Source organism: Streptomyces sp. NPDC091371 (assembly GCF_040684275.1).
GTDB lineage: Bacteria > Actinomycetota > Actinomycetes > Streptomycetales > Streptomycetaceae > Streptomyces.
The window spans coordinates 1-21,833 of the sequence record NZ_JBFBFP010000077.1 but is presented as its reverse complement, the minus strand read 5'-3'; the positions used below and the strand labels follow the sequence as shown (position 1 = coordinate 21,833).

At 69.1% G+C, this 21,833-nt stretch carries 26 protein-coding genes and 4 pseudogenes; 18 read left to right on the top strand and 12 right to left on the bottom strand.

What is annotated here, in order from left to right:
* The first annotated feature begins 418 nt into the window (after nt 1-418).
* Entirely contained in the window at nt 419-676 is a 258-nt protein-coding gene (locus AB0O21_RS38940) for a hypothetical protein (protein ID WP_365180252.1), read from the top strand.
* On the opposite strand, the gene AB0O21_RS38935 is transcribed toward AB0O21_RS38940, so the two are convergent.
* Nucleotides 641-934: a hypothetical protein gene (locus tag AB0O21_RS38935; protein ID WP_365180249.1), complete on the bottom strand. Its 294-nt coding sequence runs from the start codon at nt 932-934 to the stop codon at nt 641-643. The genes AB0O21_RS38940 and AB0O21_RS38935 overlap by 36 nt on opposite strands.
* A 79-nt stretch (nt 935-1,013) precedes the next feature.
* Between AB0O21_RS38935 and AB0O21_RS38930 the strand changes: the two genes are divergently transcribed.
* Nucleotides 1,014-1,337, top strand: coding sequence for a hypothetical protein (locus tag AB0O21_RS38930; protein ID WP_365180246.1), 324 nt, complete (start codon nt 1,014-1,016; stop codon nt 1,335-1,337).
* A 960-nt stretch (nt 1,338-2,297) separates the two neighbouring features.
* The gene (locus AB0O21_RS38925) at nt 2,298-3,266 is read left to right on the top strand and encodes an HNH endonuclease signature motif containing protein (RefSeq protein WP_365180243.1); all 969 of its coding nucleotides are present in this window, start codon (nt 2,298-2,300) and stop codon (nt 3,264-3,266) included.
* A 57-nt stretch (nt 3,267-3,323) separates the two neighbouring features.
* On the opposite strand, the pseudogene AB0O21_RS38920 reads toward AB0O21_RS38925, so the two are convergent.
* A pseudogene (locus tag AB0O21_RS38920) lies at nt 3,324-3,941 on the bottom strand (XRE family transcriptional regulator); the annotation flags it as partial.
* Nucleotides 3,942-4,156: 215 nt separating this feature from the next.
* Between AB0O21_RS38920 and AB0O21_RS38915 the strand changes: the two are divergent.
* The 3 genes from AB0O21_RS38915 to AB0O21_RS38905 all read left to right on the top strand — a co-directional run bounded on the left by AB0O21_RS38915 (nt 4,157) and on the right by AB0O21_RS38905 (nt 6,964).
* Nucleotides 4,157-5,335 (top strand): S8 family serine peptidase, encoded by a 1,179-nt coding sequence (locus tag AB0O21_RS38915; RefSeq protein ID WP_365180240.1) that lies wholly within the window; start codon nt 4,157-4,159, stop codon nt 5,333-5,335.
* 713 nt (nt 5,336-6,048) lie between these two features.
* Nucleotides 6,049-6,528, top strand: a complete 480-nt coding sequence (locus AB0O21_RS38910) for a hypothetical protein (RefSeq protein WP_365180237.1) — start codon at nt 6,049-6,051, stop codon at nt 6,526-6,528.
* A gap of 100 nt (nt 6,529-6,628) precedes the next feature.
* Complete coding sequence (locus AB0O21_RS38905; protein ID WP_365180234.1) at nt 6,629-6,964, top strand: transposase family protein; 336 nt, start codon at nt 6,629-6,631, stop codon at nt 6,962-6,964.
* Nucleotides 6,965-6,981: 17 nt separating this feature from the next.
* On the opposite strand, the gene AB0O21_RS38900 is transcribed toward AB0O21_RS38905, so the two are convergent.
* The 5 genes and pseudogenes from AB0O21_RS38900 to AB0O21_RS38880 all read right to left on the bottom strand — a co-directional run bounded on the left by AB0O21_RS38900 (nt 6,982) and on the right by AB0O21_RS38880 (nt 9,615).
* Nucleotides 6,982-7,356, bottom strand: coding sequence for an MmcQ/YjbR family DNA-binding protein (locus AB0O21_RS38900; RefSeq protein ID WP_365180231.1), 375 nt, complete (start codon nt 7,354-7,356; stop codon nt 6,982-6,984).
* Nucleotides 7,357-7,397: 41 nt separating this feature from the next.
* Nucleotides 7,398-8,309: pseudogene (locus AB0O21_RS38895) on the bottom strand (SDR family oxidoreductase).
* Between the two features lie 124 nt (nt 8,310-8,433).
* Nucleotides 8,434-8,655: a VOC family protein gene (locus AB0O21_RS38890; RefSeq protein WP_365180255.1), complete on the bottom strand. Its 222-nt coding sequence runs from the start codon at nt 8,653-8,655 to the stop codon at nt 8,434-8,436.
* Entirely contained in the window at nt 8,652-9,059 is a 408-nt protein-coding gene (locus AB0O21_RS38885; RefSeq protein WP_365180228.1) for a VOC family protein, read from the bottom strand. Before AB0O21_RS38885 ends, AB0O21_RS38890 begins: the two co-directional genes overlap by 4 nt.
* 157 nt (nt 9,060-9,216) lie before the next feature.
* On the bottom strand, nt 9,217-9,615 hold the full coding sequence (locus tag AB0O21_RS38880; protein ID WP_365180225.1) for a VOC family protein: 399 nt from the start codon (nt 9,613-9,615) through the stop codon (nt 9,217-9,219).
* A gap of 144 nt (nt 9,616-9,759) precedes the next feature.
* On the opposite strand from AB0O21_RS38880, the gene AB0O21_RS38875 reads away from it, so the two are divergent.
* From AB0O21_RS38875 to AB0O21_RS38860, 4 genes are all read left to right on the top strand, one after another.
* The gene (locus AB0O21_RS38875; RefSeq protein WP_365180222.1) at nt 9,760-10,086 is read left to right on the top strand and encodes a TfoX/Sxy family protein; all 327 of its coding nucleotides are present in this window, start codon (nt 9,760-9,762) and stop codon (nt 10,084-10,086) included.
* Nucleotides 10,087-10,381: 295 nt separating this feature from the next.
* Complete coding sequence (locus AB0O21_RS38870) at nt 10,382-10,615, top strand: chitin binding peritrophin-A domain-containing protein (protein WP_365180219.1); 234 nt, start codon at nt 10,382-10,384, stop codon at nt 10,613-10,615.
* A 104-nt stretch (nt 10,616-10,719) separates the two neighbouring features.
* The gene (locus tag AB0O21_RS38865) at nt 10,720-10,884 is read left to right on the top strand and encodes a hypothetical protein (RefSeq protein WP_365180216.1); all 165 of its coding nucleotides are present in this window, start codon (nt 10,720-10,722) and stop codon (nt 10,882-10,884) included.
* Between the two features lie 194 nt (nt 10,885-11,078).
* A complete protein-coding gene (locus AB0O21_RS38860) occupies nt 11,079-11,366 on the top strand; it encodes a hypothetical protein (RefSeq protein WP_365180213.1) in 288 nt (95 codons plus the stop codon).
* Nucleotides 11,367-11,626: 260 nt separating this feature from the next.
* On the opposite strand, the gene AB0O21_RS38855 is transcribed toward AB0O21_RS38860, so the two are convergent.
* The gene (locus AB0O21_RS38855; RefSeq protein ID WP_365180210.1) at nt 11,627-11,779 is read right to left on the bottom strand and encodes a hypothetical protein; all 153 of its coding nucleotides are present in this window, start codon (nt 11,777-11,779) and stop codon (nt 11,627-11,629) included.
* 83 nt (nt 11,780-11,862) lie between these two features.
* On the opposite strand from AB0O21_RS38855, the gene AB0O21_RS38850 reads away from it, so the two are divergent.
* From AB0O21_RS38850 to AB0O21_RS38835, 4 genes are all read left to right on the top strand, one after another.
* The gene (locus AB0O21_RS38850) at nt 11,863-12,768 is read left to right on the top strand and encodes an alkaline phosphatase family protein (RefSeq protein ID WP_365180207.1); all 906 of its coding nucleotides are present in this window, start codon (nt 11,863-11,865) and stop codon (nt 12,766-12,768) included.
* A 302-nt stretch (nt 12,769-13,070) separates the two neighbouring features.
* A complete protein-coding gene (locus AB0O21_RS38845) occupies nt 13,071-13,703 on the top strand; it encodes a hypothetical protein (protein ID WP_365180204.1) in 633 nt (210 codons plus the stop codon).
* Nucleotides 13,700-14,614, top strand: coding sequence for a hypothetical protein (locus AB0O21_RS38840; protein ID WP_365180202.1), 915 nt, complete (start codon nt 13,700-13,702; stop codon nt 14,612-14,614). Before AB0O21_RS38845 ends, AB0O21_RS38840 begins: the two co-directional genes overlap by 4 nt.
* Before the next feature lie 138 nt (nt 14,615-14,752).
* On the top strand, nt 14,753-16,036 hold the full coding sequence (locus tag AB0O21_RS38835; RefSeq protein WP_365180199.1) for a hypothetical protein: 1,284 nt from the start codon (nt 14,753-14,755) through the stop codon (nt 16,034-16,036).
* Between the two features lie 209 nt (nt 16,037-16,245).
* Here the strand turns inward: AB0O21_RS38835 and AB0O21_RS38830 are convergent, their stop codons facing one another.
* Nucleotides 16,246-17,532 (bottom strand): hypothetical protein, encoded by a 1,287-nt coding sequence (locus AB0O21_RS38830; protein WP_365180197.1) that lies wholly within the window; start codon nt 17,530-17,532, stop codon nt 16,246-16,248.
* A gap of 353 nt (nt 17,533-17,885) precedes the next feature.
* Between AB0O21_RS38830 and AB0O21_RS38825 the strand changes: the two genes are divergently transcribed.
* The 3 genes and pseudogenes from AB0O21_RS38825 to AB0O21_RS38815 all read left to right on the top strand — a co-directional run bounded on the left by AB0O21_RS38825 (nt 17,886) and on the right by AB0O21_RS38815 (nt 19,160).
* Nucleotides 17,886-18,203 carry a chitin binding peritrophin-A domain-containing protein gene (locus tag AB0O21_RS38825; protein ID WP_365180194.1) on the top strand — a complete coding sequence of 106 codons (318 nt, stop codon included), beginning with the start codon at nt 17,886-17,888 and terminating at the stop codon, nt 18,201-18,203.
* A gap of 197 nt (nt 18,204-18,400) precedes the next feature.
* A pseudogene (locus tag AB0O21_RS38820) lies at nt 18,401-18,817 on the top strand (PTS glucose transporter subunit IIA); the annotation flags it as partial.
* A 157-nt stretch (nt 18,818-18,974) separates the two neighbouring features.
* Nucleotides 18,975-19,160 (top strand): hypothetical protein, encoded by a 186-nt coding sequence (locus AB0O21_RS38815; protein WP_365180191.1) that lies wholly within the window; start codon nt 18,975-18,977, stop codon nt 19,158-19,160.
* A 92-nt stretch (nt 19,161-19,252) separates the two neighbouring features.
* Here AB0O21_RS38815 and AB0O21_RS38810 read toward each other — a convergent pair whose 3' ends face one another.
* The 3 genes from AB0O21_RS38810 to AB0O21_RS38800 form a co-directional block, all read right to left on the bottom strand.
* Nucleotides 19,253-19,471: a hypothetical protein gene (locus AB0O21_RS38810; RefSeq protein ID WP_365180188.1), complete on the bottom strand. Its 219-nt coding sequence runs from the start codon at nt 19,469-19,471 to the stop codon at nt 19,253-19,255.
* A gap of 559 nt (nt 19,472-20,030) precedes the next feature.
* Nucleotides 20,031-20,363, bottom strand: coding sequence for a hypothetical protein (locus tag AB0O21_RS38805; protein ID WP_365180186.1), 333 nt, complete (start codon nt 20,361-20,363; stop codon nt 20,031-20,033).
* A gap of 625 nt (nt 20,364-20,988) precedes the next feature.
* The gene (locus AB0O21_RS38800; protein WP_365180183.1) at nt 20,989-21,324 is read right to left on the bottom strand and encodes a helicase associated domain-containing protein; all 336 of its coding nucleotides are present in this window, start codon (nt 21,322-21,324) and stop codon (nt 20,989-20,991) included.
* Nucleotides 21,325-21,432: 108 nt separating this feature from the next.
* Between AB0O21_RS38800 and AB0O21_RS38795 the strand changes: the two are divergent.
* Nucleotides 21,433-21,833: pseudogene (locus AB0O21_RS38795) on the top strand (ATP-binding protein); the annotation flags it as partial.

Sequence of the window (21,833 nt, the reverse complement as noted above, 5' to 3'; positions counted from 1 at the left end):
CCGGCCTTCGCCGCATCTCAGTGATTGCTCTCTCGACTAGTTCCGGCACCAAGCGAGACCTCGAAGGGTTCCCTGCTTGATTTGGTGCAGAGAAGCATCGCACAGTTCAAACAGTGCGTCGCTTCTGGAGACCATGCATGCGTACAGCTCCGATCGGAACTCCATCACCGTTGTGAACGCGTCTCGTTGAACCTTGAGCTCGACCAGTTCCACGATCCCGGCCTCCGTGCCGCAGCGACCCTGCCCACAGGATCAGGCCCTGGCCCCTGACACGTCCGGTGAACTGGGAAGACGCCGGACAAGTTCGAGCCCGTTCGATGCCCGGACGTTAAACGACAAGCTGTGTGCTGCCGGTCGACGCGCGGTGTCCTGCGTGGTGTCGGCCGGGGAGTGGCCGGGGGCGGGAGACTTCCGGGTTATGGATGTGGAGTCGGTGGCGGCGGAGTTGCGCGGACTCCTGCCGTCGCAGTTCACCGCGGCCCGTGACGAATACGTGGCCAAGGCCCGCAAGGCCGGGGACAGGCAGCTCGCCGCGCGGATCGCCGCGTTGCGGAAACCGACGCTCGCGGCGTGGACGGCCGGTCTGCTGGCCCGCAGCCGGCCCAAGGAGGCCCAGCGGCTCCTCGCGCTGGGCGAGGCGCTACGCGCAGCGCACCGGACGCTGGACCCTGGGTAGTTGGGGAAGCTGTCGCATGACCAGCATGTGGTGATCGGGCGCCTTGCACGTACGGCGCGCGCTCTGGCCGCCGAGGCCGGGCAGACGGTCAGTGAGCCGGTGCTGCACGAGGTCGAGCAGATCCTGCACGCAGTGCTCGCCGACGCCGACGTTGCCGCGCAGTGGGAAGCGGGCCGCCTGGTGAAGGCCCCGGACGCGGTGATGGGGTTCGCCGGCCTCGAACCGCAGCCCGGCGCCGCGCCGCCCCGGCGTACGCAAGCCCGGCCCTCGACGGAACAACCACGCCCCACGGAACTGGACGCGGCCGGGCGGGGCGGAGCAGGCACGCCGCGAGCGTGTGCAGGCGGCCCGGGAGGAGTTGGCCGAGGCCCAGGCTGAGACGGATCGCCTTCAGGCCGGGCAGGCCGCCGCACAGGAGCAGGAAGACGGGGCCCGCGCCGCCGTGGCGGCGGCCGAGGACGACATACGGGCCGCGAGGGAACCGCTGGAGACGGCACGCGCGGCGAGTACGGAGGCGGACGCCCGTCACCGGGAGGCCGGGCGGGCGGCGGCCAAGGCGCGGGCGCGGGCGGAGGCGGCGGACCGGAAGGTCGAGAAACTCACCGAGTCCGGGCCCTCGTCTCCGGCCACCCCTCGAAGGCCGCCGCCGTACGGGCCCTGATGGCCAAGCTCGACGACGCCGCGCCCCCTACGCCCCACACGCCCACCCACATCGTGGACACCCAAACCACGACAGCGGCCTGACCCACCATCCTCTCCAGCGGGGCGCGCGCCAGCCGGCCGCGCCCCGCTGTACCAGGAAGAAGTCGCCCCATCCGTGACTGCGAGCGATGACACGGCAGGGTTGGCCGAACTCTTCAACCGAGGAGAACATCACTTGCCCGTCCCACCCACATCCCCCCGGCGACCGCCGAGACCTGCGGAACAGCGGCGCCGTGAACTTGACGCGGCGTACCGCAGCTACGGGATCCCCCACCTGACCCCGCGTCGTTCGTCTTCCCCGCCCAAGCCGCAACTGAAGGACGCGTACCGGGAGAAGTTCTTCGGGTCGCTGCTCGAAGGCCGCACAGGACAGTCGAACGCCGACCGCGTGCAGATACCTGTTGGCGGCGGCCGGCTGATCGCCAGGCTCAGGGGCAACTGCCCCGAGGTGTCCTTCCACGTTCGGAAGAAGTCCGCCGATAGCGACCGGGCGACATATCGGCTGCGGGGGTTGCATGGGCGCCGCCGTAAGCTCCCGCCCCTTCCCGGAGGGGGTGACCTGGTGTGGAGCGTCGCCTCCAGCTCCCCGATCGTGAGCGTGCGCTACCCGGGTTCTGTAGGGGAGAGGGACGACCTCATATCCCGGTCGGCCCGGCAGTGGACGCGCGCGGCGCTCACCTACTTCCACGACTGGATCGCCAGTCCGACCGCGATGAACCGGCTTGCTGCCGCGTCGCACTCCGGTCGCTTCCCCGATCCGTCCCCGACGGCCGTACAGGTGCGCCAGCCGGCGCCTGAGGACGCTGCCGCAGCCCTCGCCCCGCACCAACCCACCCCGTCCCCGTCCCCGTCCCCGTCCCCGTCCCCGTCCCCGTCCCCTGCGCTCACGGACGCCGACCGGGAGGAGTTCCTCAGGTCGATGCTTGAAGGCCACACGGGACAGTCGAACGCCGACCACGTACAGATGGCCATTGCTGGCGGCCACCTCACCGTCAGGCTCAAGAGAAACCACCCCGAGGTGCAGTTCCGGGTTGGCCGGAAGGGCAAGGCCGCTGAGCTGGCCGCTTCTCGACTCAAGAGGTTGTCCGCACACCGTAGCCAGCTGCCGCCCCTTCCCGGAGAGGGCTCTCTGGAGTGGATTCTTCTGCCCGGCCCTCCGAGCGTGAAGGCGACCTACCCAGGGGGCGGCGGCGAAGGCGACGACCTCATACCCAGGGACGCGTGGCCGTGGACGCGCGCGATGCTGACGTACCTCCAGGACTGGATCATCAGCCCAGATGCACGGGACCGGCTTGCTGCTGCGGGGCACGCCGCCCGCCACCGGGAGCCGTCCCCGCCGGTCACATGCGAGCGTGAACAGGCGCCCGATGGGGTTCTCATCCCGGCCCAGAGCGACCGCGCCACTGTGCCCCGCACCGGAGCGTTCGAGGAGGAAAGCACGGCCCCAGCTGACGTCACCGTGCCGCAGCCCCGCAGCGCACCCCTGGACCGTGCCTCGTGCAGTGCGGCCGGTGACTACCGGCGCCTGGTCGAGGAGCTGGACGGCATGGGCAGCGTGGTCGCGCGCCGCTCTGCCACCGTCGTCAACCGGCCCCAGCGCGCGAGACGAATCCGCGGGGCCGTGCTCGCCCGGAGCGAGGGAAGGTGCGAGAACCCGCAGTGTTCCGCGCCGGACTTCCACGCCCTCACCGATGCCGGAGATCCGGTCCTTGAAGTCGACCACGTCCACGACCTTGCGCTGGGCGGCGCAGACCACCCGGCGAACATGGTGGCCCTCTGCCCGAACTGTCACGCGGTCAAGACCCGGGGCCGCGACCGCGAGACGCTGCGGGAAAGCCTGGCTGACGTGGCCAGGGAACGGCATGCCGCCGCGTGGAGCCGCAGCTAAGCCCGGGACCGCTTGGGCCCTTCCCGAACTCTGCGAGGAGTGGTGACTTGTCCCTGATCAGGCCCGGATCTCGTTGACGAGCATGCGCAGGGTGAGGCTGTGTTTTTCGGGTGGCAGGGCGTCCATTGCGGTGGTGGCGTGCGCGATGCCGCCGGCCTTGTCGCCGGATCGGGCGAGCATCAGGCCCCGGTGGAGTTCGAGGTGGGTGGCGAAGCGCGGCAGCGTGGCGGGGAGGTGGGCGAGGGCCTGCTCCTGCGCCTCGGTCGCGGCGCGCTCGTCGCCGAGGCGCGCGAGGAGCAGTGACCGGAACACGTTCAGCCGCCACCACGGCACCGCGTAGTCGGAGGTCTGCTCGTGCGAGCCGGCTTTGTCGAAGACGCGGCGCCCTTGGGTGTCGAAAGCGCGGGCCGCAGCTCGGTCGCCGCGGAGGGCGGCGGTGTGGGCTTTGCCGTAGATCGCGTTGAGCAGTCCGAGGGACGGCCGGTCGCTGATGGCCAGGGCCTGGTCGGCGAGGACGTCCGCGACGCCGAGCGAGGCGCCCTCGTACCCGAAGGCGAGGGCGGCCCGCCCTCGCACCCAGACCCGGGCGGCCGTATCCCCCGACTCGTCGGCGGCGGTGGCGGCCATGCGGTACCAGCGCACGGCGGCGGCCCCGTCAGAGCCGGGGAACGTTTCTCTCCTCGGAGCGGGCGCAGGTCTCGTAGAGCATCCGCCACCGGGTCTTCTCTCGCAGGGGGACGTCGCGGCGGGCGCGGCCTCGGGGGCGGGTGGGGTGCTCACGGCGGTCCGGAACCGCGCGGCCGCGTACAGGCGGTCGCGTCTCGTGTGATGAGGTGGGTCCGCGCGAGATTGCAGCGCACGTACACAAGGGGGCAGGAATGCAAGGCACGATGCGTCGAGGATCGTGGCGGCGGACGGTGGGCGTCATCGTCGCGGCCTGGGCGGTCAGCGCAGGCACGGTGATGCCGGCGGTAGCCGATACCGACCCGCCGGACTACCTCACGATCATGAAAGCCCCGGACATGTGGAAGGTTGCAGACGGGGCCGGTATCACCGTGGCCGTCGTCGACAGTGGCTTCAAGCAAGTCCCGGGCGTGCGGAGCGAGTCCGTCCTTCCAGGCGTGTCGGTGATGTCGCCGCCGATCGGGCAGCCAGACAAGAAGTACTCGCCGCATGACGATTTCGACGGGCACGGGACCACCATGACCGCAGCGATCGTCGGCGACGGCAGAGGAGGCGGCCCGAAGGGCCTGGCTCCCGGCGCCAAGGTCATGCCCGTCCGCACCAGCCTCGGCACGCCCATGGCCTTTGCGGCAGGCGCCGAAGGTGCCCAGGGGATCCGGTACGCGGCCGACAACGGGGCCAAGATCATCAACTTGAGCTGGGGCGACTACTACGCATTCGAAAAGCTCAAGCCGGCTGTCCAGTACGCCCAGAGCAAGGGGGTACTCGTCTTCGCTGCCATGGGAAATGAGGGGGAGGGCAACAACGCGACCAACTTGATCGCCATGGTTCCGGGAGTCATCGGCGTAGGAGCCCTGGACGAGACCGCCGAGCCGCTGGAGCTCAGTTCCCACGGGCGTGACACGGACCTGTCCGCATACGGCAGCAAGGCCCCGATCCGCTGCAAGGACAACACCGCCTGGTGTGTGAGGGACGGAGGCACCTCGTACGCCACCGCCCTGGCCTCCGCCTCCGCCGCGCTCGTATGGTCGGCTCACCCCGACTGGACCGCAAACCAGGTCGCCCGCGTCCTCATCGAGACCGCCGGCGGCCCCGTCGACGGCGCCAAGCGCAACGACTGGATCGGCTACGGAGCGGTCCGCCCACGCATGGTGCTGCTGGACAAGGCGGGAAACCCGGGGGCACCTGACGTCGACCCCCTGGCCGCCCCAGCCCCCGCGAAGACCCCCACCCCCGCTCCCAGTACCGACCAGACAGCTGCGGTGCGGGAGGTATCTGCGGATGCGGCCTCCGGCCTCCCTTGGCTGTGGCCGACACTCGGCGCTGCCGTCGCCGTGAGCCTGGGCTTCGGCGTCACGGTGATCGTCAAGCGGCGTCGCAGTTGATCCTTCAGGGCTCGCGGCCGGCCGCGGTGAACTTCGCGATCCGGCCGTGCAGCCGCTCCAGGACGTCGCGCAATCGCCACCGCCCGACCGTGCCGATTCGCTACGCCCAAACGAGACCCACATCAACCAGACCCACATCGACCAGACCCATACCGACCAGACCAAGAGCTGCGCCTGACGGCGCGTAGCGCCGGTGAACGCGGTAGGCCATCTACAGGTAGTGCGCGCGCGAGGCTGTGTGGCGGCTGCGCCGCGATCCTCGGCGCCAAGGCGCCGCACCCACGACCTGGTCCGCCGCTTCGCCATCATGCTCGACAACCATGACGCCACACCCTTGCCGGGCTGGCTCGACGACCTCGCAAACAGCGGACTGGCCCCTCTCGCCGGCCTGGCCGGAGCCCTGCGCGAAGACCAGCACGCTGTCGCCCAGGCAATCACCACCCCTTACAACTCCGGGTCAGTGAAGGCCGCATCACCGACGTCAAGCTGCAGAAACGCCTGATGGCCGGACGCGCTGGCGTCTCACTCCTCCGCCACCGCGTCGTCCTGATCGCCCACCTGCGCTGCCACTATGCGGACCGGCCGCCCAGAAAGCTGAGCCCGTGATGCCACTCCTGGCCCCCGGTCGGCTATTCTGAACATGTTCATTTCTGCTGAGGTGGCACCGAACGGGGGGCATGATGAGCAATCCCAGGCGTGGAAGATGGTGGATCGTGGGCGCGGCAATGGTCCTCGTCACGCTTACCAGCGGCTGTGGGGCACTCTTCTATCCCACGCTGCCGACCGTCCGTGATGCCTCGACCAGTGAACTCGCTGGGGACTGGACGGGACCCGACGGCGCCAAGGTGATCCTGGAAGGGGATGGCCGAGCCGAGGTGACGAACCTTGGAGGCGAGGACTGGGACTTCGACAAAGGCTGGGGTCTGTCCGGTACCGGAACCTGGCAACTGGTCAAGGGGGGCAGCGGAGAGACGATCGGTGGCGCCCCGGCGGTCCAGATCTCCATCACCAACGTGACGGGACAAATCCAGCGTTCCCCCAGGGGCATCGATGAATGGACGACCGAGCCACTCGCTCCGATCGCCCAGTACACCTGGGAGTTCGGCATGGAGCGGACCAGCGAAGGGCTTCAGCCGTACTACCTTGCCGGGGACCCTGACGCTCCCAACCTGTACCACCTCAAGCGAACGTGACCGACCGAACGCGCCCCAAGATGATCTCTGGCAACGAAGATCTTGCCAGCGCCCCTGAGCTCCCCAACTGCGCATTCTCGGCCCGATTGATCAACGTCTGTTGCCCGAACTCGGCATCAACCGTTCTCGCCTCACACCGAAGGAGCCAGGCCTCGGGGCGCAGGCGGACCTTGGCTTCCGGGGCCTGGACAACGACGTACGCGACCCTGTGATCGTCACTGGGTTCACCGTCACCCGCGCCCACAAGCTCACGCCCGGCCAGAGGACCGCCAACTGCGTCCTCGCCATCGGACGCGCACCGGTCGAGCACGGCTTCGCCCACCTGAAGAACTGGCGGACCCTCACCAAACTCCGCACCGACCCCGCCCGCGCTACCCACCTCCTGCGCGCCCTGCTCGTGCTGACGAGCCGTGAGAAGCACCTTCACGCGCGTTGACGGTCTCAAGGCCATCGCTATTCATGGCGAAGGGTGCGCAGCCGTTCGCGGGTGGCGCAGGGCAGGACTGCTACCACGCAGTCCCAGGCGTGGTGGAGCATGTCGGTGAGGTCTTCGTCGGGCATCGTGTCGTCGTTCAGGTGCACGGTGAGCCAGTGCCAGCGGCGGCCCTGGTACCACGGGCGTACGGCCGTGTGCTGTTCGCACAGGTGTAGGGCGAGCTGGGGTTCGCACTTGACGGTGAGCTGGTCGGGGTGGGTCCTGGTGGCTGCCGAGAGCATGGCGAAGATGCTGCCGCCGACCTTGTAGACGGGCCTGTTGGGACCGTACGGCTCCTCCTCCGCCACCTCCGGCAACGACAGGGCGAGCTCCGCGACGTCCTCGGGAGTCAAGGTGATGTCCTTCGTCCGGGCCGGGTTCTCAGGGGCCGATTTCAGCGGTAGTCGTCCGGGTCCGGTGCCTGTCCGGTCCGCATGTAGTCCTGGAAGTAGCGGACGGAGCCGGGGGCCGATCCGTCGGCGTCGGTGAAGCCGTACTGCCTGGCCAGCGTGCCGACGGACAGGGAGCCGCCGGTGAAGCGGGCCACGTCCGGGTCGGCGGCGAGCGCGGTGACGGCCCGGGCGGTGAACAGCGGGGTCTCGGAGATCGCGAACGTGGGGTCGACCTTGCAGCCGTCGCGCCAGTTCTCCTCGGTGATGTGGAACGCGTCGAGCATCGCCTCAGTACGCATCCAGCCCGGAGCCGGTCCCAGGGCCGTACAGCCGTACTCCTTCAGCTCCTCCGACATCGCCCACGTCATCCGGAACGGCGCGAACTTGGCGAGGTCGAAGGCGAAGGGGGCACGGTAATGGCTGCTGTTGAACTCCTCGGTCCCGTCGGTGAGCTCCACCACCAGGCCGCCGGGCCTGCGGATCAGCAGGGGCAGGAGGTAGTGGCTGGTGACGTAGTAGGTCTCGATGCCGAGTCGCAGCATGCGCAGGCCGTTGTCGAGGTCGCAGTCCCACATCTTCCTGCCGCGCTCGAAGAGGTGCTCCGCGCCCCAGATGGCGTTGACCAGGGTGTCCAGCCTGCCTTGTTCCCGGTCGATGCGTTCGGCCAGTGCCTGCACCTGCTCCGCCTGGAGGTGATCGACCACGGCGGGGATGCCCTAGCCGCCGACGGCGGTGACCAGCTCGGCGGTCTCCTCGACGGTCTCGGCCGGGCGGCCCGACGCGCCCGCTGTGCCGCGGGTGGTGCGGCCGGTCACGTAGACGGTGGCCCCGGCCCGGCCGAGCTCGACCGCGATCGCCCGGGCCCCGCCGCGACTCGCCCCGGTGACCAGTGCCACCTTCCCCGCCAACGCCATGCCTTCGACGTGGTTCATGTGGGTCATTCCTCTATCGCTCAAAGATGATGACCGGAGCACGGTTCGTACCCCGATGTGTCGATTCCCGTCCGTCCGCTGCCACTGCGCGGACCGGGGGGTTGCCTCACCCGTTCTTGCCGGCGGCGCTGATGCAGAAGGGCTGGCCCGAAGGGTCGAGCAGCACCGTCCAGTGCTTGCCGCCGGGCTGGTAGGCCGGCTTGGTGGCACCGAGGCCGACCAGACGCCGCTCGGCGGCCTCCACGTCGGCAAAGGTCAGGTCGAGGTGGACGACGAGCTCCTCCGCGTTCAGGGCTCTGGCCTTTCTGTTGTCCGGAGCCCGGGTCAGGCGTATTTGCCGAGTTCGCTGGCCTGGAGGGCGGCTTGGTCGTTGATGCCGATGACGTAGCCGTCCGGGTCGCGGAAGTAGAACATGCGCTGGCCGGTGTGGTCGGTGTCGGTGTCCTTGATGATCTCGGCGTGCCGGGAGATGCGGTCGTGGGCTCCGTCGAAGTCGTCCACGCCGAGGTAGAACATGCCGGCGAAGCCGATGGGGGTGTCGGCCAGGCTGGGCAGCCAGTTCTTCAGGTCGGCGTTGCTGTAGAGCATGCCGCAGAATCCGCCCTGGTAGAGCAGCATGTGGATGTCGTCGCCGGGACGGGCGGTGCTGGAATCGACATCGAAGCCGAGCTTCTTGTAGAACGCGATGCTGGCCGCGGTGTCCTTGACACTCAGGCAGGGAGCGAATGGCATGAATCCTCCATGATCGGGGTGCGGCCTTCGCCAGGGTGCGAGCGCGGGGCCGGCATACGCCGGGCACCCCGCGGTACCTTTCTCCGCCGGTCGGGGCGGGCGTGCACTCCGGGCGGGCCGTCTCGGTGAGAGCAGCCGCTGTGAGCGGCTGGGGCTGTCAGCGGCTGCTGCTGATGCAGAAGGGCTGGCCGGAGGGGTCGAGGAGGACGGTCCAGTGGTCCCCGCCCGGCTGGTGGGCGGGCTTGGTGGCGCCCAGTTCCAGGAGCCGCTTCTCCGCCGCCTCGACGTCGTCGAACCTGATGTCCATGTGGAAGGCGAGTTCGTCCCTCGGCCAGGTCGGGGCCTTGAACGACGTAGCGGACCAGAAGACGTACATCATGTCGCCGACCCACACGGGGAAGGCCGCCGGGTTGCCGTCCTCGTCCCGGTACGGCTCGGAGACCTGCGTGCCCAGGGCGGCGGCGTAGAACTCTGCGAGCTCGCCTCCGTCCTCGGCCCAGATCGCGTGCGACAGGACCTTGCCGCCCACGGCGTCGTCGGCATGTGCGTCGACCATGGTCTTCTCCTCTTGTGGGGTCGGATGGGGCGGTTTCGCCCTCTGGAATCGACCGTAATAGCCATATAGGACAAGAGATGTCCTATATGGTTTGTGGCGGGGTCGCGCGGGCGGGTGCCGTGGTGCGTGAGTAGCGTGAGCGCCATGGCGTATGACGAGGTGCTGGCGGAGCGGGTCCGGGAGCTGTTGGAGGAGGGTGGCGCGGTCGTCGCGAAGAAGATGTTCGGCGGACTCGTCTTCACGGTGACGGGAAACACGGCGGTCGGCGTGGTCGGCGACGACCTGCTGGTACGAGTCGCCCCGGACGACACCCCGCAGGCCCTCGCCGAGCCCGGCGCGCGGCCCTTCGAGGTCCGCGGCCGGATCTCGAAGGGCTGGGTCATCGTGGCAGGAGAAGTCCTCGACGACCACGTCCTGGACGACTGGCTGCAACTGGGGCAGAAAGCCGCTGCCGCCCATCCGCCGAAGTAGCCCCCTCCGCACCCGCCCGAGCCCTGGCCGTCGTTTGCCGACAGCAACCGAGTGGGGAACGAAGAGCAGTATTGGCCGATTTCTTTCACAGATTCTCATCAACGGGCGGGCAAAGATGCTGCCCTGCGGGCAGGCGCTGCGTGCCGGGCCCGCCCCCTGCGGGGCAAGGGAATGCAACCGGGGATCGGGCGCGGCCCGTGCGTGTCTGTGGCGGTGGCGGCTCGTTCGGCTTGTGGATCAAGTCGTGTAGTCGTGGAGGTGCGTGATGTCGCGTTTCGCTCGTATTGTTTCCTGTGTGGCCCTGGCAGCCGCTGGGCTGGTCGGCCCCGCGGCGGCAGCGCAGGCCGCCGCGGACGTGCCGATCGTCTGCACCCGGGAGGGCTACTTCGCCAACCCGAACGATCCGCGGAAGTTCGTCCGTTGCGTGGACTTCGAGGGCAAGGGCGAGGAGTTCACGGTCTTCCACTTCGAGTGTGGTGAAGGCACCGTGTGGGACGAGGAAATCACCACGTGCAACTACCCCCGGTAGCCCGTGAGCGCAGTGGCGTTTCGGCGGTGAATCGGACGGCCCGGGGGAGTGGACTACCGCTCCGGGCCCTGTCGAGGGGTGGGGACGGCCGGTAGAACCGCCGCGTGATGATCTTGCTCATGCGGGCCGCCGCCGCGGCCACCGCGGCCACTGCTGCTTTCGCCCTGTCTCTGCCCGCCGGCTTCACCGCCTCCACCCCGGCCGGCGGCGGCCTGCGGCCGCTGCGCGACCCGGACGCTCCCGGCCTCGACGAGGACGATGAGGAGTAGGCGGGCCTCGCATCTTTTCCGTGGGGCCGGGTCGATGGCCGGGGGGTGACCGGATGCAGGCGCCGGTATGACGCCGGCAGCACTCACGCAGGTGAATCCGGGAGCTCTTGCCCTGCGAGGAGAGGGCCGGAGTGCTCTGCTGAAGACAACGGACATGGGCGCCGCCCTGGTGCCCCCGACGGCTGGAGAGCACTGTGAACGACGACGTCATCCGCATCGTCCCCTGCGAGGACCAGAGCGCGGAGGAAGTCGCAGAGGTCCTGTCGCAGGCCGCCACCGCGCAGGGAATCGAAGACGAGGTCCTGGTCGACGGCGGGGAGGTCATCGTCCCGCGCTCCCTCATGGTCGGAGCGACCCCCGGCGGGGCACCCCCGGCCAGCGGCACCGTCTACTGCTTGAACAACCCCATCAAGGTGAGCGGGCCGGAAGGAGCGGACCTCTCGGCGATGCGCTTCTCGGAGCTGCGCATCCCCTTGGAGTGACTCCGAGGCCGCTCCACCCCCATGCCCCGCACCCCGCAGGGGCTGTTTGAACGCTCTCCCCGAGCATCGCCACGACACCGATCCGAGGCCTGCCTGCTTCTGATCTCCTACCCGCAGGGCATCGACGTGCTGACGGCACACCAGGGGTAGTCGGCGGTCGCAGTGCCTTTGGTAGCCGGCCAGATGAGGTGACGTCGTAGAACCCATCGCCTACGGCGCGGCTCTCGAGCCAGACCGCGGCGAAGGGGCGGGGTTCGCAGCTACTGAACGGTCAGGGTGAACGGGGCGTCGTCGGACGTCCCGTTCGCGTAGAACGTGTAAACAGTGACGGCATCGGCGGCGTTGCCGCAGGCGGCGTCCGGCGCGTTGTTGACGCTGATCATCCTGATGAAGGGGCCGTTGACGGTGGCCATGACGGCGGCGTTGCGCAGGTCGATGTGCGGGTCGGTGATTGTGACGCAGTAGACGCCGGTCCGAGACCGGCTGGAGGAGGCGGGTGTACTGCGACCCGCCCTGCCACGCCTCGCTGACCGGGATCATCCACGCGGCGCGTCTGCGGCCCAAGTTCGCGACCCACTTCGTCTCGACGGCGCAGTTCTTCGACGACGCCGAGAAGGGGAACCTGCCGACGTACTCGTTCATCGAGCCGCAGATCATCGGCTACGCGCACAACGACATGCACCCGCCGTTCGGCTACCTGTTCGAAGCTGCGGTGAAGTCCCGCGGTGCGCAGCCCGACCACGTCCTCGCCGACCCGCCGTCCTCGCTCATCGCCGGTGAGGAACTGCTCGCCCGGATCTACCGGGCGATCCGCTCCTTGACGGCGAACGGCTCCAACCACCTCAACACCACGCTGCTGGTCACCTTCGACGAGCACGGCGGCACCTACGACCACGTGCCTCCGCCGCCGGCGGTGCCGCCGACCGGCGAGCCGGTGCCCGGCCAGATGGGCTTCGCCTTCGACCGCTCCGGCATCCGGATCCCCACGCTGGCGATCTCCGCGTGGATTCCCGAGCGCACCGTGGTGACGGAGGAGTACCGGGCCACCTCGCGCATCGCGACCATGCGCGAGCGGTGGAAGCTCGGATCGCCCCTGACGGCCCGGGACGCGAGCGCGCGCAGCTTCGCAGGGATCTTCACCTCCCCGACTCCTCGCGCACAGGACGACTGGCCGGAGGTGACGGCCCGGCCCGTGCCGGCCGGCCCGGAGTCGTTCGTGCCGCTTGACGCACCCCTGGGCCTGCCGGGCAAGTCCCTCGTCGGAGGGGTGTTCGCCCTCGGCAAGGGCATGGGCGTCGACGTGCCCGACCTCAAGCCCGACCAGCCACTGACCGGGAGAGAGGGCATCGAAGCGGCACAGCACGTGCTCGCCGAACTCTTCCCCCAGCTTCAAGAACGGTAACGGGCGTAACGACCGGCCATCCGCGCCCGGTTCTGGGCCGGAACCTCGCCCCGGTACGACTGCGGCGGCCTGGTCCCTGTGTCCTGGTGCGCAGAGTACGGGGACGCGGTCGACCCGGTCCTGGAATGGCACGCGGGCGGCGGCCTGCGCTGCGCGCAGCCCGCGCGGGGCAGGGCGGCCGGGGTGTAGGGGTTGGCTGGGCCCTTCTCGTGGGGGTGGGGGAGGGGGTGGCGCCGAGCGGACGGTGCTTCCTCGGCCGTGGGTGGTGGCCTGTTGTGTGCATGCGGCCAATTCGGGGAACCATGATCACGATACTGGTGACAGTCGGTAGTAGGCTGTTACGTTGCGTGCGCATCCATTCGGACTGTGAACTTTCGTTCGTCCCGTTACCCCGGAAGGGGCTTGTTCGGCATGCGCAGATTCCCCGTATTCCCATTGCCGTATCCATCACGGCCTTCGCCCTTGTCTGCGGGCTCTCGCCCGCGGCGGCCGCCCCGCTCCTGTCCGGTTCGCCCGCCCACCTTCACCGAACCGCCGTCGTGCTGGCGCCTCTTGATGGCGACGATCCGTGCCCTGGCGGGGAGGCGAAGCCGTGCTCGGCCTCTCCGGAGGAGCGTGGGGCTGTCGATGGGGACCGTGCTGCGGCCAAGCAGGACGCTGCCGCGGCCAAGCAGGATATCGGGGCCGCCAAGCAGGAGGCCCAGAAGTGCACGGCGGAATCCAAGGCGTGCATGACGCAGCTGATCGGCGGCGGCACGACGCAGGAGACCGACATGGCACAGGCCCGCGACGGGCTGGGCACCATGCGGCCGGCTCCGTCCAACAACGCCGAGACGGCCCTCGACGGCACCTGCGCCTCCTTCGCCGCCGACCTCCCGGCCGGCCTGTCCAATGCCCCCGAAATGGGCTCTCTGTGCGGGGAGATGAACCGATGAAGCTGACCATCGCCATGCCGGGCCGGCGCGCGGCCCTGGCCGCCACCGCCACCCTCCTCGCCCTCACCTGCACCACCGGCTCCTCGCACGCCGCCGCGCCGCCCGAGGTACCGACCCCGGTCGCCTACGAGGGCAACACCGAGCTCGCCTCGACGCAGAAGGTCACCGAGTATTGCGCCTCGCACCCCGGAGGCTGCCGCTTCGAGATCAACCGTGCCGCGTCCGGCGACTACTACAGCGCCGTCAAGTCACTGGGCAACGCGGTCGTGAACTGCACCAAGGGCGAGATCACCGTCGCGCGGGAGATCACCCTGCGCACCGCGAGCAGCGACAACCTCGGCGGTGAGATCACCGGCAAGATTGCGATCGAAGGCACGATCAACACCTCCGGCGAGGTGACCGCCGGCGTCAACGCCAAGGGCAGCGGCGAGTTTTCCACCCCGGACAAGTCCAAGGGCCCGACCGCCACCGTCGGCGCCGAGGCCGGAGCGTCGGGCAGCGGGAAGATCGCTGGCTCCCTCGGCGTCAAGGGAGCCTTCGAGGGCGCCTTCAAACTCGCCTACCAGCGCACCTGGACGACCGAACAGACCGAGAAGACCACCTACAGCACCAAGGTCCGCCCCGGCGACGCCCTCGTCTTCGGCGCGAGCTCCGCCATGCAGCGCATCGCCGGAGAGATCACCACCGGCACCGGCTCCGGCATCCGCAGAGTCGTCGTCGACGGCCCCTCCACCGTCAACACCAGCACCTTCATCGCGGACACCTTCACCGTGCCCGGCAACACCTGCGACCGCCTGCGCCCAGAGGGCAAGACCGGCACCGAGGACACCACCGCACCCGCCCCGCCCCGCCCCGCCCCGCGGCCTTACCCCCGCCACCCTGCCCGAGGGTTCCCGGTTCAAGGACCGTGACGTGCTCACCCCCGCCACTCCCTGACCACCCGCGAGAGATCACTGTGGAGAACCCCATGGCATCCCGCCCACGTACTGACGCCCCCCGCCGGCCTTGCTTCCGTCGGCGCCCTCGCCCGTAGCGCGCCGGTCATCGGCGTGTGCCTGTCCCTCGGCCTGCTCGCCGGGGCGCCCCTCGCCCAGGCGGCTGCCTCTTCCGCCGTGGCCGCGGCTCCGGTACCGGTCACCGTCCTCAACGGCGACTTCGCCGAACCGGCCTTCACCGGTGTCAACACCGGTGTCAACCCGTACGCCTGGTCGGTCGGTTCCACCGCCGGGGCCGGCACGACCGCCAGCGTCTGGCGCTGGGACGCCGCCACCGGCGGCCACCCCGCCAGCCTGACCGCCGCCATGCTCCGCCTCCCCAACGAAGCCACCCACGGCCTCAAGCAGCGGCTGCGCGGAGTACGCAGCGGGGCACGCGTCACGGTGACCTACGACGAAAGCCCCAGCGTCTCCAACGGCTGCACCCCCGCCGCACTCGCCCAGGGCCAGACCTACTCCGTCCAGGGCGAAGGAGGTGCCCTCACCAGCCGCACCACCCTGCCCACCACCGAGAGGCTGCCCACCAACTTCTGGAAGTCGGCCTGGCGCACCGGGGTCGCCCTCACCTTCACCGCCGGCGCGAACGAGCCGCTCCTCACCTTCACCTCCGCAGTCCCCGCCGCGCAGAACAACAACGGAAACTGCGGCCCGCTGATCACCAACGTCCGCGCCACCCAGGAACCCCCGCCGGTGGACAAGGCCATCCCGGCCGGCGCCCTGCCGGCCTCCGAAGGGTTCCTGGGCAACGACCGCCGTACCACCGCGGACGCCGTCAGCTACTGCAACGGCACCGTGAACCGCTGCACGTTCACGGCCGAGGAGGACTATTCGTTCAGCTACTACGCCCCCGCCCCCGTGGCTGCCGAGACATACCTCAACTGCACGCGCAACACCCTCAACCGCCTCCGCCCCGTCTCCACCGCGAACCGCTCCTACGGTGACCTCCCCGCGGCCGCGGGCCTGCCCGGCAGCGGCACCGCAGCCCCCACCAACATGGCCCAGCAGTACACGCAGGGCACCGGTCTCAGCCCGGCCTGGACCACGACGCAGGACCGCTCGGTCACCGAGATCGTCCAGCCGGCCGAAGCCTCCTGGATCGAGACGCAAGCCGGGCGCCGGCGCACGGAGGGATGGTTCACCGCCACCACCAAGGCCACCGACCCCAACTCCGACTGGCGCCTGCACACCGTCCTCGACCACCCCTCCACCGACCTCTCCGACCGCATCTACCAGCGCACCGGCCCCCTGAGCGCTTCGGAGAAGCAGCGCTGCCAGTCCGACCGCCCCAACGCCCCCACCCCCCTCGGCGCCACGTCACCGGCCGGCGCCGAGCGCTAGCAGAAAGCAGCTTTGAGGGCACCGGCCCCGGCACACCGCCGGTCCAGACGCGTGGAGGCGGCGGTCGTCCGGTCAACGCTACCCGCGAGCCTGAGCTGCGGCCGCTGAACGGAGCAGCAATGCGGGCCGTCACCGGCCACGGTGGCGGCCCGCACCGCACTGCTGAGCTCGTGCTCCGTCGGTGTCGAACGGCACCGACCCGGCAGTACTCAGGTGGCCAGGATGGTCGTTTCGAGGGCCGCGATGATGGCGTCGGCGCGTGCATCGGTGTGTGCGGTGGCCAGTTCGATGCTGAGGCGTCCGTCGAAGGTCGTGACGATGTAAGTGGAGGTCGGGGCAGGTGGCGCATCGGGATCCGCTCCCACCACCGGCCTGAGAGGCTGATCGAGGATGGCCCCGCGGAAGTCGGTGATCGTGAGATCCCCAGGGGTGCGCAGGTGCGGGATTCTGCCCCAGTTCGTCAGCATGGTGGTGTCCGCGGCCAGCACCACCGGAGTCTGCACCGGCGGTGGCGGCGCGTCGTTGTCCGGTCCGGTGAAGTGCAGCTGTGACTGCTGGACGACACCGTCGCTGACGCTCTCGTTCAGTTCTTCCAGGAGCGCCTTGGCGAGCACCAGCGGGTCGGTGTCCGCGCCGACGGACCGTTTGAATCCGACGGTCCCGAAGATGTTCGTTCCGGCCAGGGCTTCCACCGGCGGGCTGATGCGGGCGCGCACGTCCACCGGATACATGAAGGGAACGGCCACCTCCCGGGGCCCTTCGGCGGCGACCTGGGCATGGGCGATCATCACGGCCGCCGAGACCAGACCGTGGATCGAGAGCCCGTTGGCCTGCCCGAGCCGGACCAGGGCCGAGGTCGTATCGGCGGTGAACCGGATCCGGCGACGGACCTGCCGGGCGGCGAGGGCGGCGCCCGCCGGCCTGGCCTCCTTGTGCAGGTCCGGTCCCGGGGCCGGTTCGAAGAGTGCCTCCACGCCGCTGCGGCCGAGCCGGGTGACACCACGGTGGGCCAGCAGCGACTCCAACGACTCCGGAATCGGCTGTACCTCAAGCGGTGTGGGCTGCCCGGTTGCGATGATGTCGGTGTAGTGCCCCCAGATCTCGGCGAGCAGAGCCAGTGAAGCGCGGGCATCAGCGAGGGAGTGGTCGGTCAGCAAGGTGACCGACGAGCGGCCACCGTTGCGGGACACCTCCAGGCCGATGAGGTCCTTGGCATGATCGAGCTTCCGGGTCGCCGGCAACGGTTCCCCGTCCGTGGTACGGACCTGGACAGCGGGAACAGGGCGGTCGTCGCGCATGACCAGTTCGGCTGATGCGCCTTCGGACCGGATGCATCCGGTGAAGACCGGATGCACACGGCACGATGCCTCGAACGCCCTGGTCAACGCGGAAACGCCCAGCGGGCCCTGGACGGCGACGGCGTACGCCACGGTCTCCGTCGGCTCCACATGCATGGCCTCGGACGGCGCCAGCAGCCGGCCCGCAAGCGCAGGCACCTTCTCTTCAGCCACCTCTGCCGTCACTCCCACTCACATACAGGCCTCAAAGAAGGATCATTTTAGACGTATCTTGCAAAAGGAGCATGCAGGCGCTTATGCCCCCTCATGTGGGCAGCGTGCGAGTGGGACGGCACGGGGTATGGGGCGGAACCTCAGCGTGGAGGCGTCACCAGCAGCCTCATCGGCGACCTGATCCGCGCTTACCGCCCTGGCGGTCCGTGGCCGGCGCCTGGGTGTGCGCCGCGCGAGAACAGATGCCCTGTGAGGGGCGCAGGCATAGGCGTCCGTGTCTCTCAGTGGCCGGCTTCGTTGGCTCAGTGATCATTTTCCTCTGACGATGGAGACTCCCCATGAGGTCGTTCATCTCCCGCTTCGCGACGTGTGCCGCGCTTGTCCTGACCGGCGTCGTCGTCCCCGCAGTGGGGCAGACAGCACTCGCCGCGCCCACCGTTCAGAGATCCGCCTGTACCGAGGAGGGCTACTTCCCCCACGAATCGGACTTCAAGAAGTTCTACCGGTGCTACGAGCAGGGCGGCAGCTTGCACCGTGCCGACTTCGACTGCCCGCCTGGCACCGTCTATGACACCGACCTGCCTCCGGGGCACTGCAACTACCCCTGGGCCCTCAACCCCGACAACCCGGCCTACGAGGCCCCCATGGCCGAGTGACCTCCGAACACGTTCCGTTGGCTATGCGCGCCCTGACCCCGCAGTGACGAGAGCAGGGGAGCAGCGGCAGGCATACGGGCGGTGCCGCGCTCCCCTGTCCTGGCGGTGCAGGCGGGTTGGCCGGTTCAGAGGAGGCCCCGGCCCCACCGACACGCCGTGAACAGGGGAAACGCCGCGCAGGTGCGAGCCCGTTCGACTCCGTTGGGCTTGCCAATGTTCCCGATCCCGCGTTCGCCGGTGCGATGATCGGCCCTGGTACCGCCATCGATCCCCTGCGTGAGCCGATCGAGGCTGTGTCCCCCATGGACGGCCAGGTCGTCTCCATGCACCCGCATGCCTTCGTCGTGCAGGACGAGAACGGGCACGGCGTCCCTCCCCACCTCGGCATCGACACCGTCCAACTGAACGGCGAGGGCTTCGAGCTGCTGGTACGCAAAGGTGACAAGGTCAAGCGCGGCCAGGGCATCATCAAATGGGACCCGGCCACCGTCGAAGCCGCCGGCAAGTCACCCATCTCCCCAATCGTGGCCCTGGAGGCCGCGCCGGACGCGCTGAACAGCGTGAACGAGTCCGGCGACGTCGCCCCCGGTGACGCCCTCTTCACCTGGAACTGAGCCAAGCGCTCCACTTGGCTCATGCCGGAACAGTCGGTGACGTCGGCGGGAACACTGAATCCCGCCGACGGCCGAGCCCGGCCGTGCCCCCCCGGGCAGACTCTGCAACACGACCGATAACGAGATGGCTGACGTCCTGCGCACACGGAAGCCAGGAGTGAGCGGAGTCCGGTTCGCCGCGTCCAGGGGGTCCCAGGACGACCTGGACGCCGTCCTTGTCCGCCCGGATCGGGTGGCGGAGATCAGCGCGGACCGTCCCGTCGACCGCACCGGCGTCTTCCGCCACCCGCTGCGCGTCACGAGGCTGCGCCTGGAGGTGAGCACGGCCCCGTTCGATTCCTGACCTGGGAAAACGTCGGTCGGATGATTGAGCGCAGCCACTGACCGCTGGTGGACCGCGACCCCTTCATACGGTCTGGAGGTGCGGGGGAATGCTCAGGAGGGAGCGCCCGCCCCTCCCAACCCGTTGAGGCCGCCGGTCAGGGAGCCGAGGGGGGAGCCCTTGTCACCGCCGCCGGTGAGCGACGAGAGGGGGCTGGCGCTGCCGAGGGGTGAGCTGGAGCCTGCGCCCTCGCCAGAGGCGTCGCTGGGGGTGGCGTCGCTGATGGGTGCCCCCTTGAGGAGCCCGCCCAACAGAGCAGTGAGCTGGTCCACGCCGCCCAGGCTACTGGTCAGGCCGCCGGCGCCACTGTCCGAAGCGACGTTCGAGTTCAGGGGGTCCTTCCCAGCGGACGCCAGATTGTTCAGGGGCAGCGAGTCCACGCCCGGCACGGCGCTTCCTCCATCGGCGTGAGCGGGAGCTGCGAGGGAAGCGCTGGCGAGAACCAGCATCCCCATAGTGATGATCTTCTTCATGCCAGGTCAACGAGCACGGGTCTCAGTGGCAACTGCTCGGTGGTCCAAACAGCCCTGACCTGCCCTCGACGGCATCCTCGGCAGGGCCACCGGCTCACAGGGCTCGCCCCCCCGCCCGCGAACAGCGACGGTCCGGGGGCTGTCGGAAGTGGTGAACAATTGCTGGCCGCCCGAGACCGGCTGACCAAGGGGCCGGCTCCCGACCGGAGCCGGGCCCTCCGACAGCCCTGACCGTTCCACCCTTCCCATGGCCCGGCTCGTCAGTGGATTCGCCGACGCCGAGTCGGCGCTCGGGTCCGCTGCACCTCGGTGTCACTCACCGAGGTGCAGCGGCTCAAGGGTGGCTCCAGCAGTGCTCCTACCGTGAGAAAATCGACCGCGACTCGACCTTGATGGACGAGGTCTTATTGTCGAAGCCGTCCAGCATTTCCGTGCTCGCGGTGATCACGTGGCTGGCACCACCGAAGTCGGCGTGCTCGTACAGGGTTACCTTGAACCCCAACGGGACCTTCACCGAGCTGATGCTGTCGTCGCCACCTTCGTACGGAACCGACGGGTACTCACCGACGGACAGGTCGACGAAGGACCCCTTGAACCCGCTGTCTGTGAAGAACCGCGCTTTCCCGGACGACGAGGACGACCCGCGCACGCTGGCCACCATCCGGGGGAACTCACCGACACTATCGCTCATGCGTTCCATTTCTTTCGGTCAACGCCCGCAAGATGCGTGACAGGGCGTCACTGGACTCATCAGTGGAGGCGTGGTTCCCACTCACTGCTCTGAAGATCACCAGTCGGGCGGGAACCTCGAAGTGCGGTTTGTCGATGGGCATCATCGACTACACGCCCCGCGCCTAGCGCGAAACCCGGACGGCTGCACCAATCGCGTGCGCAGCGCATCCGCGCCATGGCATACGACTGGGTGAATCGCTCAGCGACACCCGACGTCCGCAATCGGCACCTGGTAACGCCTGCACCCAGGTGTCGATCACCGGATCGTCGACCAGCGCCGCTGAACCCAACCCTATTCGATTCCTGACCTGCGAAAACGCTCGCGGCGCCCTTAAGCACAGGTACTCATCAACCCCGTTCACATCTCTGCCCGGCCACCGGCCCGCGCAGCGGGGCCGGCCCAGGTCGTGAGTGATGGGCGCCATGCATTCTTCACGGGTCGGCGACAGCGGCATTCACAGTCGGTGGGGCGTTGGGCTGGGACGGTTGTGGAGGAGCGTGTCGCTCACTCTGTGCAGGCTGGTGTCGTTCCGCCGGCAAATGCGGTGTCGTGCGTGTAGTTCTCCCAGCTGGTGCCGGCACCTTTACTGCGCCCAGTCGATGCCGAGTTCGGCGAGGGCGGCGAGCTGGTCGGGGTCGAGTCGGTCGCGGCGTTGTTTCTGGTTGGCGATCCACACCCCAGTCCGATGCTCTGACCCATCGGGCAGATGCTCGATATGTGCTCGGCCGGGCACGCCACCGCCTTCACGTTCCTGGTACTGCGCGAGGGCTTGAATACCCTTCTGGAAGGCTTCCGCGCCCCGCTCGGACGTGGTGGTCGTTGTGAATGGGTGCCTTGGTGGCAGTGGTTGGGTGTCAGGGGGGATCGGGTGGGTTGTGCCTGGTCTCTCCTTGGTGTGAGTTGTGATCTTGGCTGTCATGGGGTGACCAGGCTGCTGCCACTGGCTGCATAGCAGCAGGGCCGGTGGCTGTCATGGGGTTGCCCATTCCTGTGTGCGGCCGGCCAGGGCCGGGTTGTGCTGGTGGGTATGGGTGTGGACGGTCGGTTGGCGCGGGGTGTGGTGGTGCGCCGTCTGTTGGCGGTGGCTGAGGCGTCGGAGTCGGGCGCGGTGTCGGCGTTGCATGTGCGGGTGGCAGCTGAGGCGGCGGGGGTGTCGCCGCGGACGGTGTGGCACTGGCTTGCCGCGGGGCGTGCGGGCCGGGTGGAGCGGTTGCCGAAGCCGTCGTTCTCGTTGCCGGATGCGTGGTGGACACGACTGGCGGAAGAGGGCGGGAACGTGTCGGCGGTGTACCGGCGGATGACGGAGGGAGAGGAGAAGGTGGATTTCGCTGTGCCGTCGTTGGGGACGGTGCAGCGTGCGGTGAAGCGGGATGTGCAGGAGGGCCGGGTCCTTGAGGTTGCCTCGGTGGGGCGGGGCCGGGTTGAGGT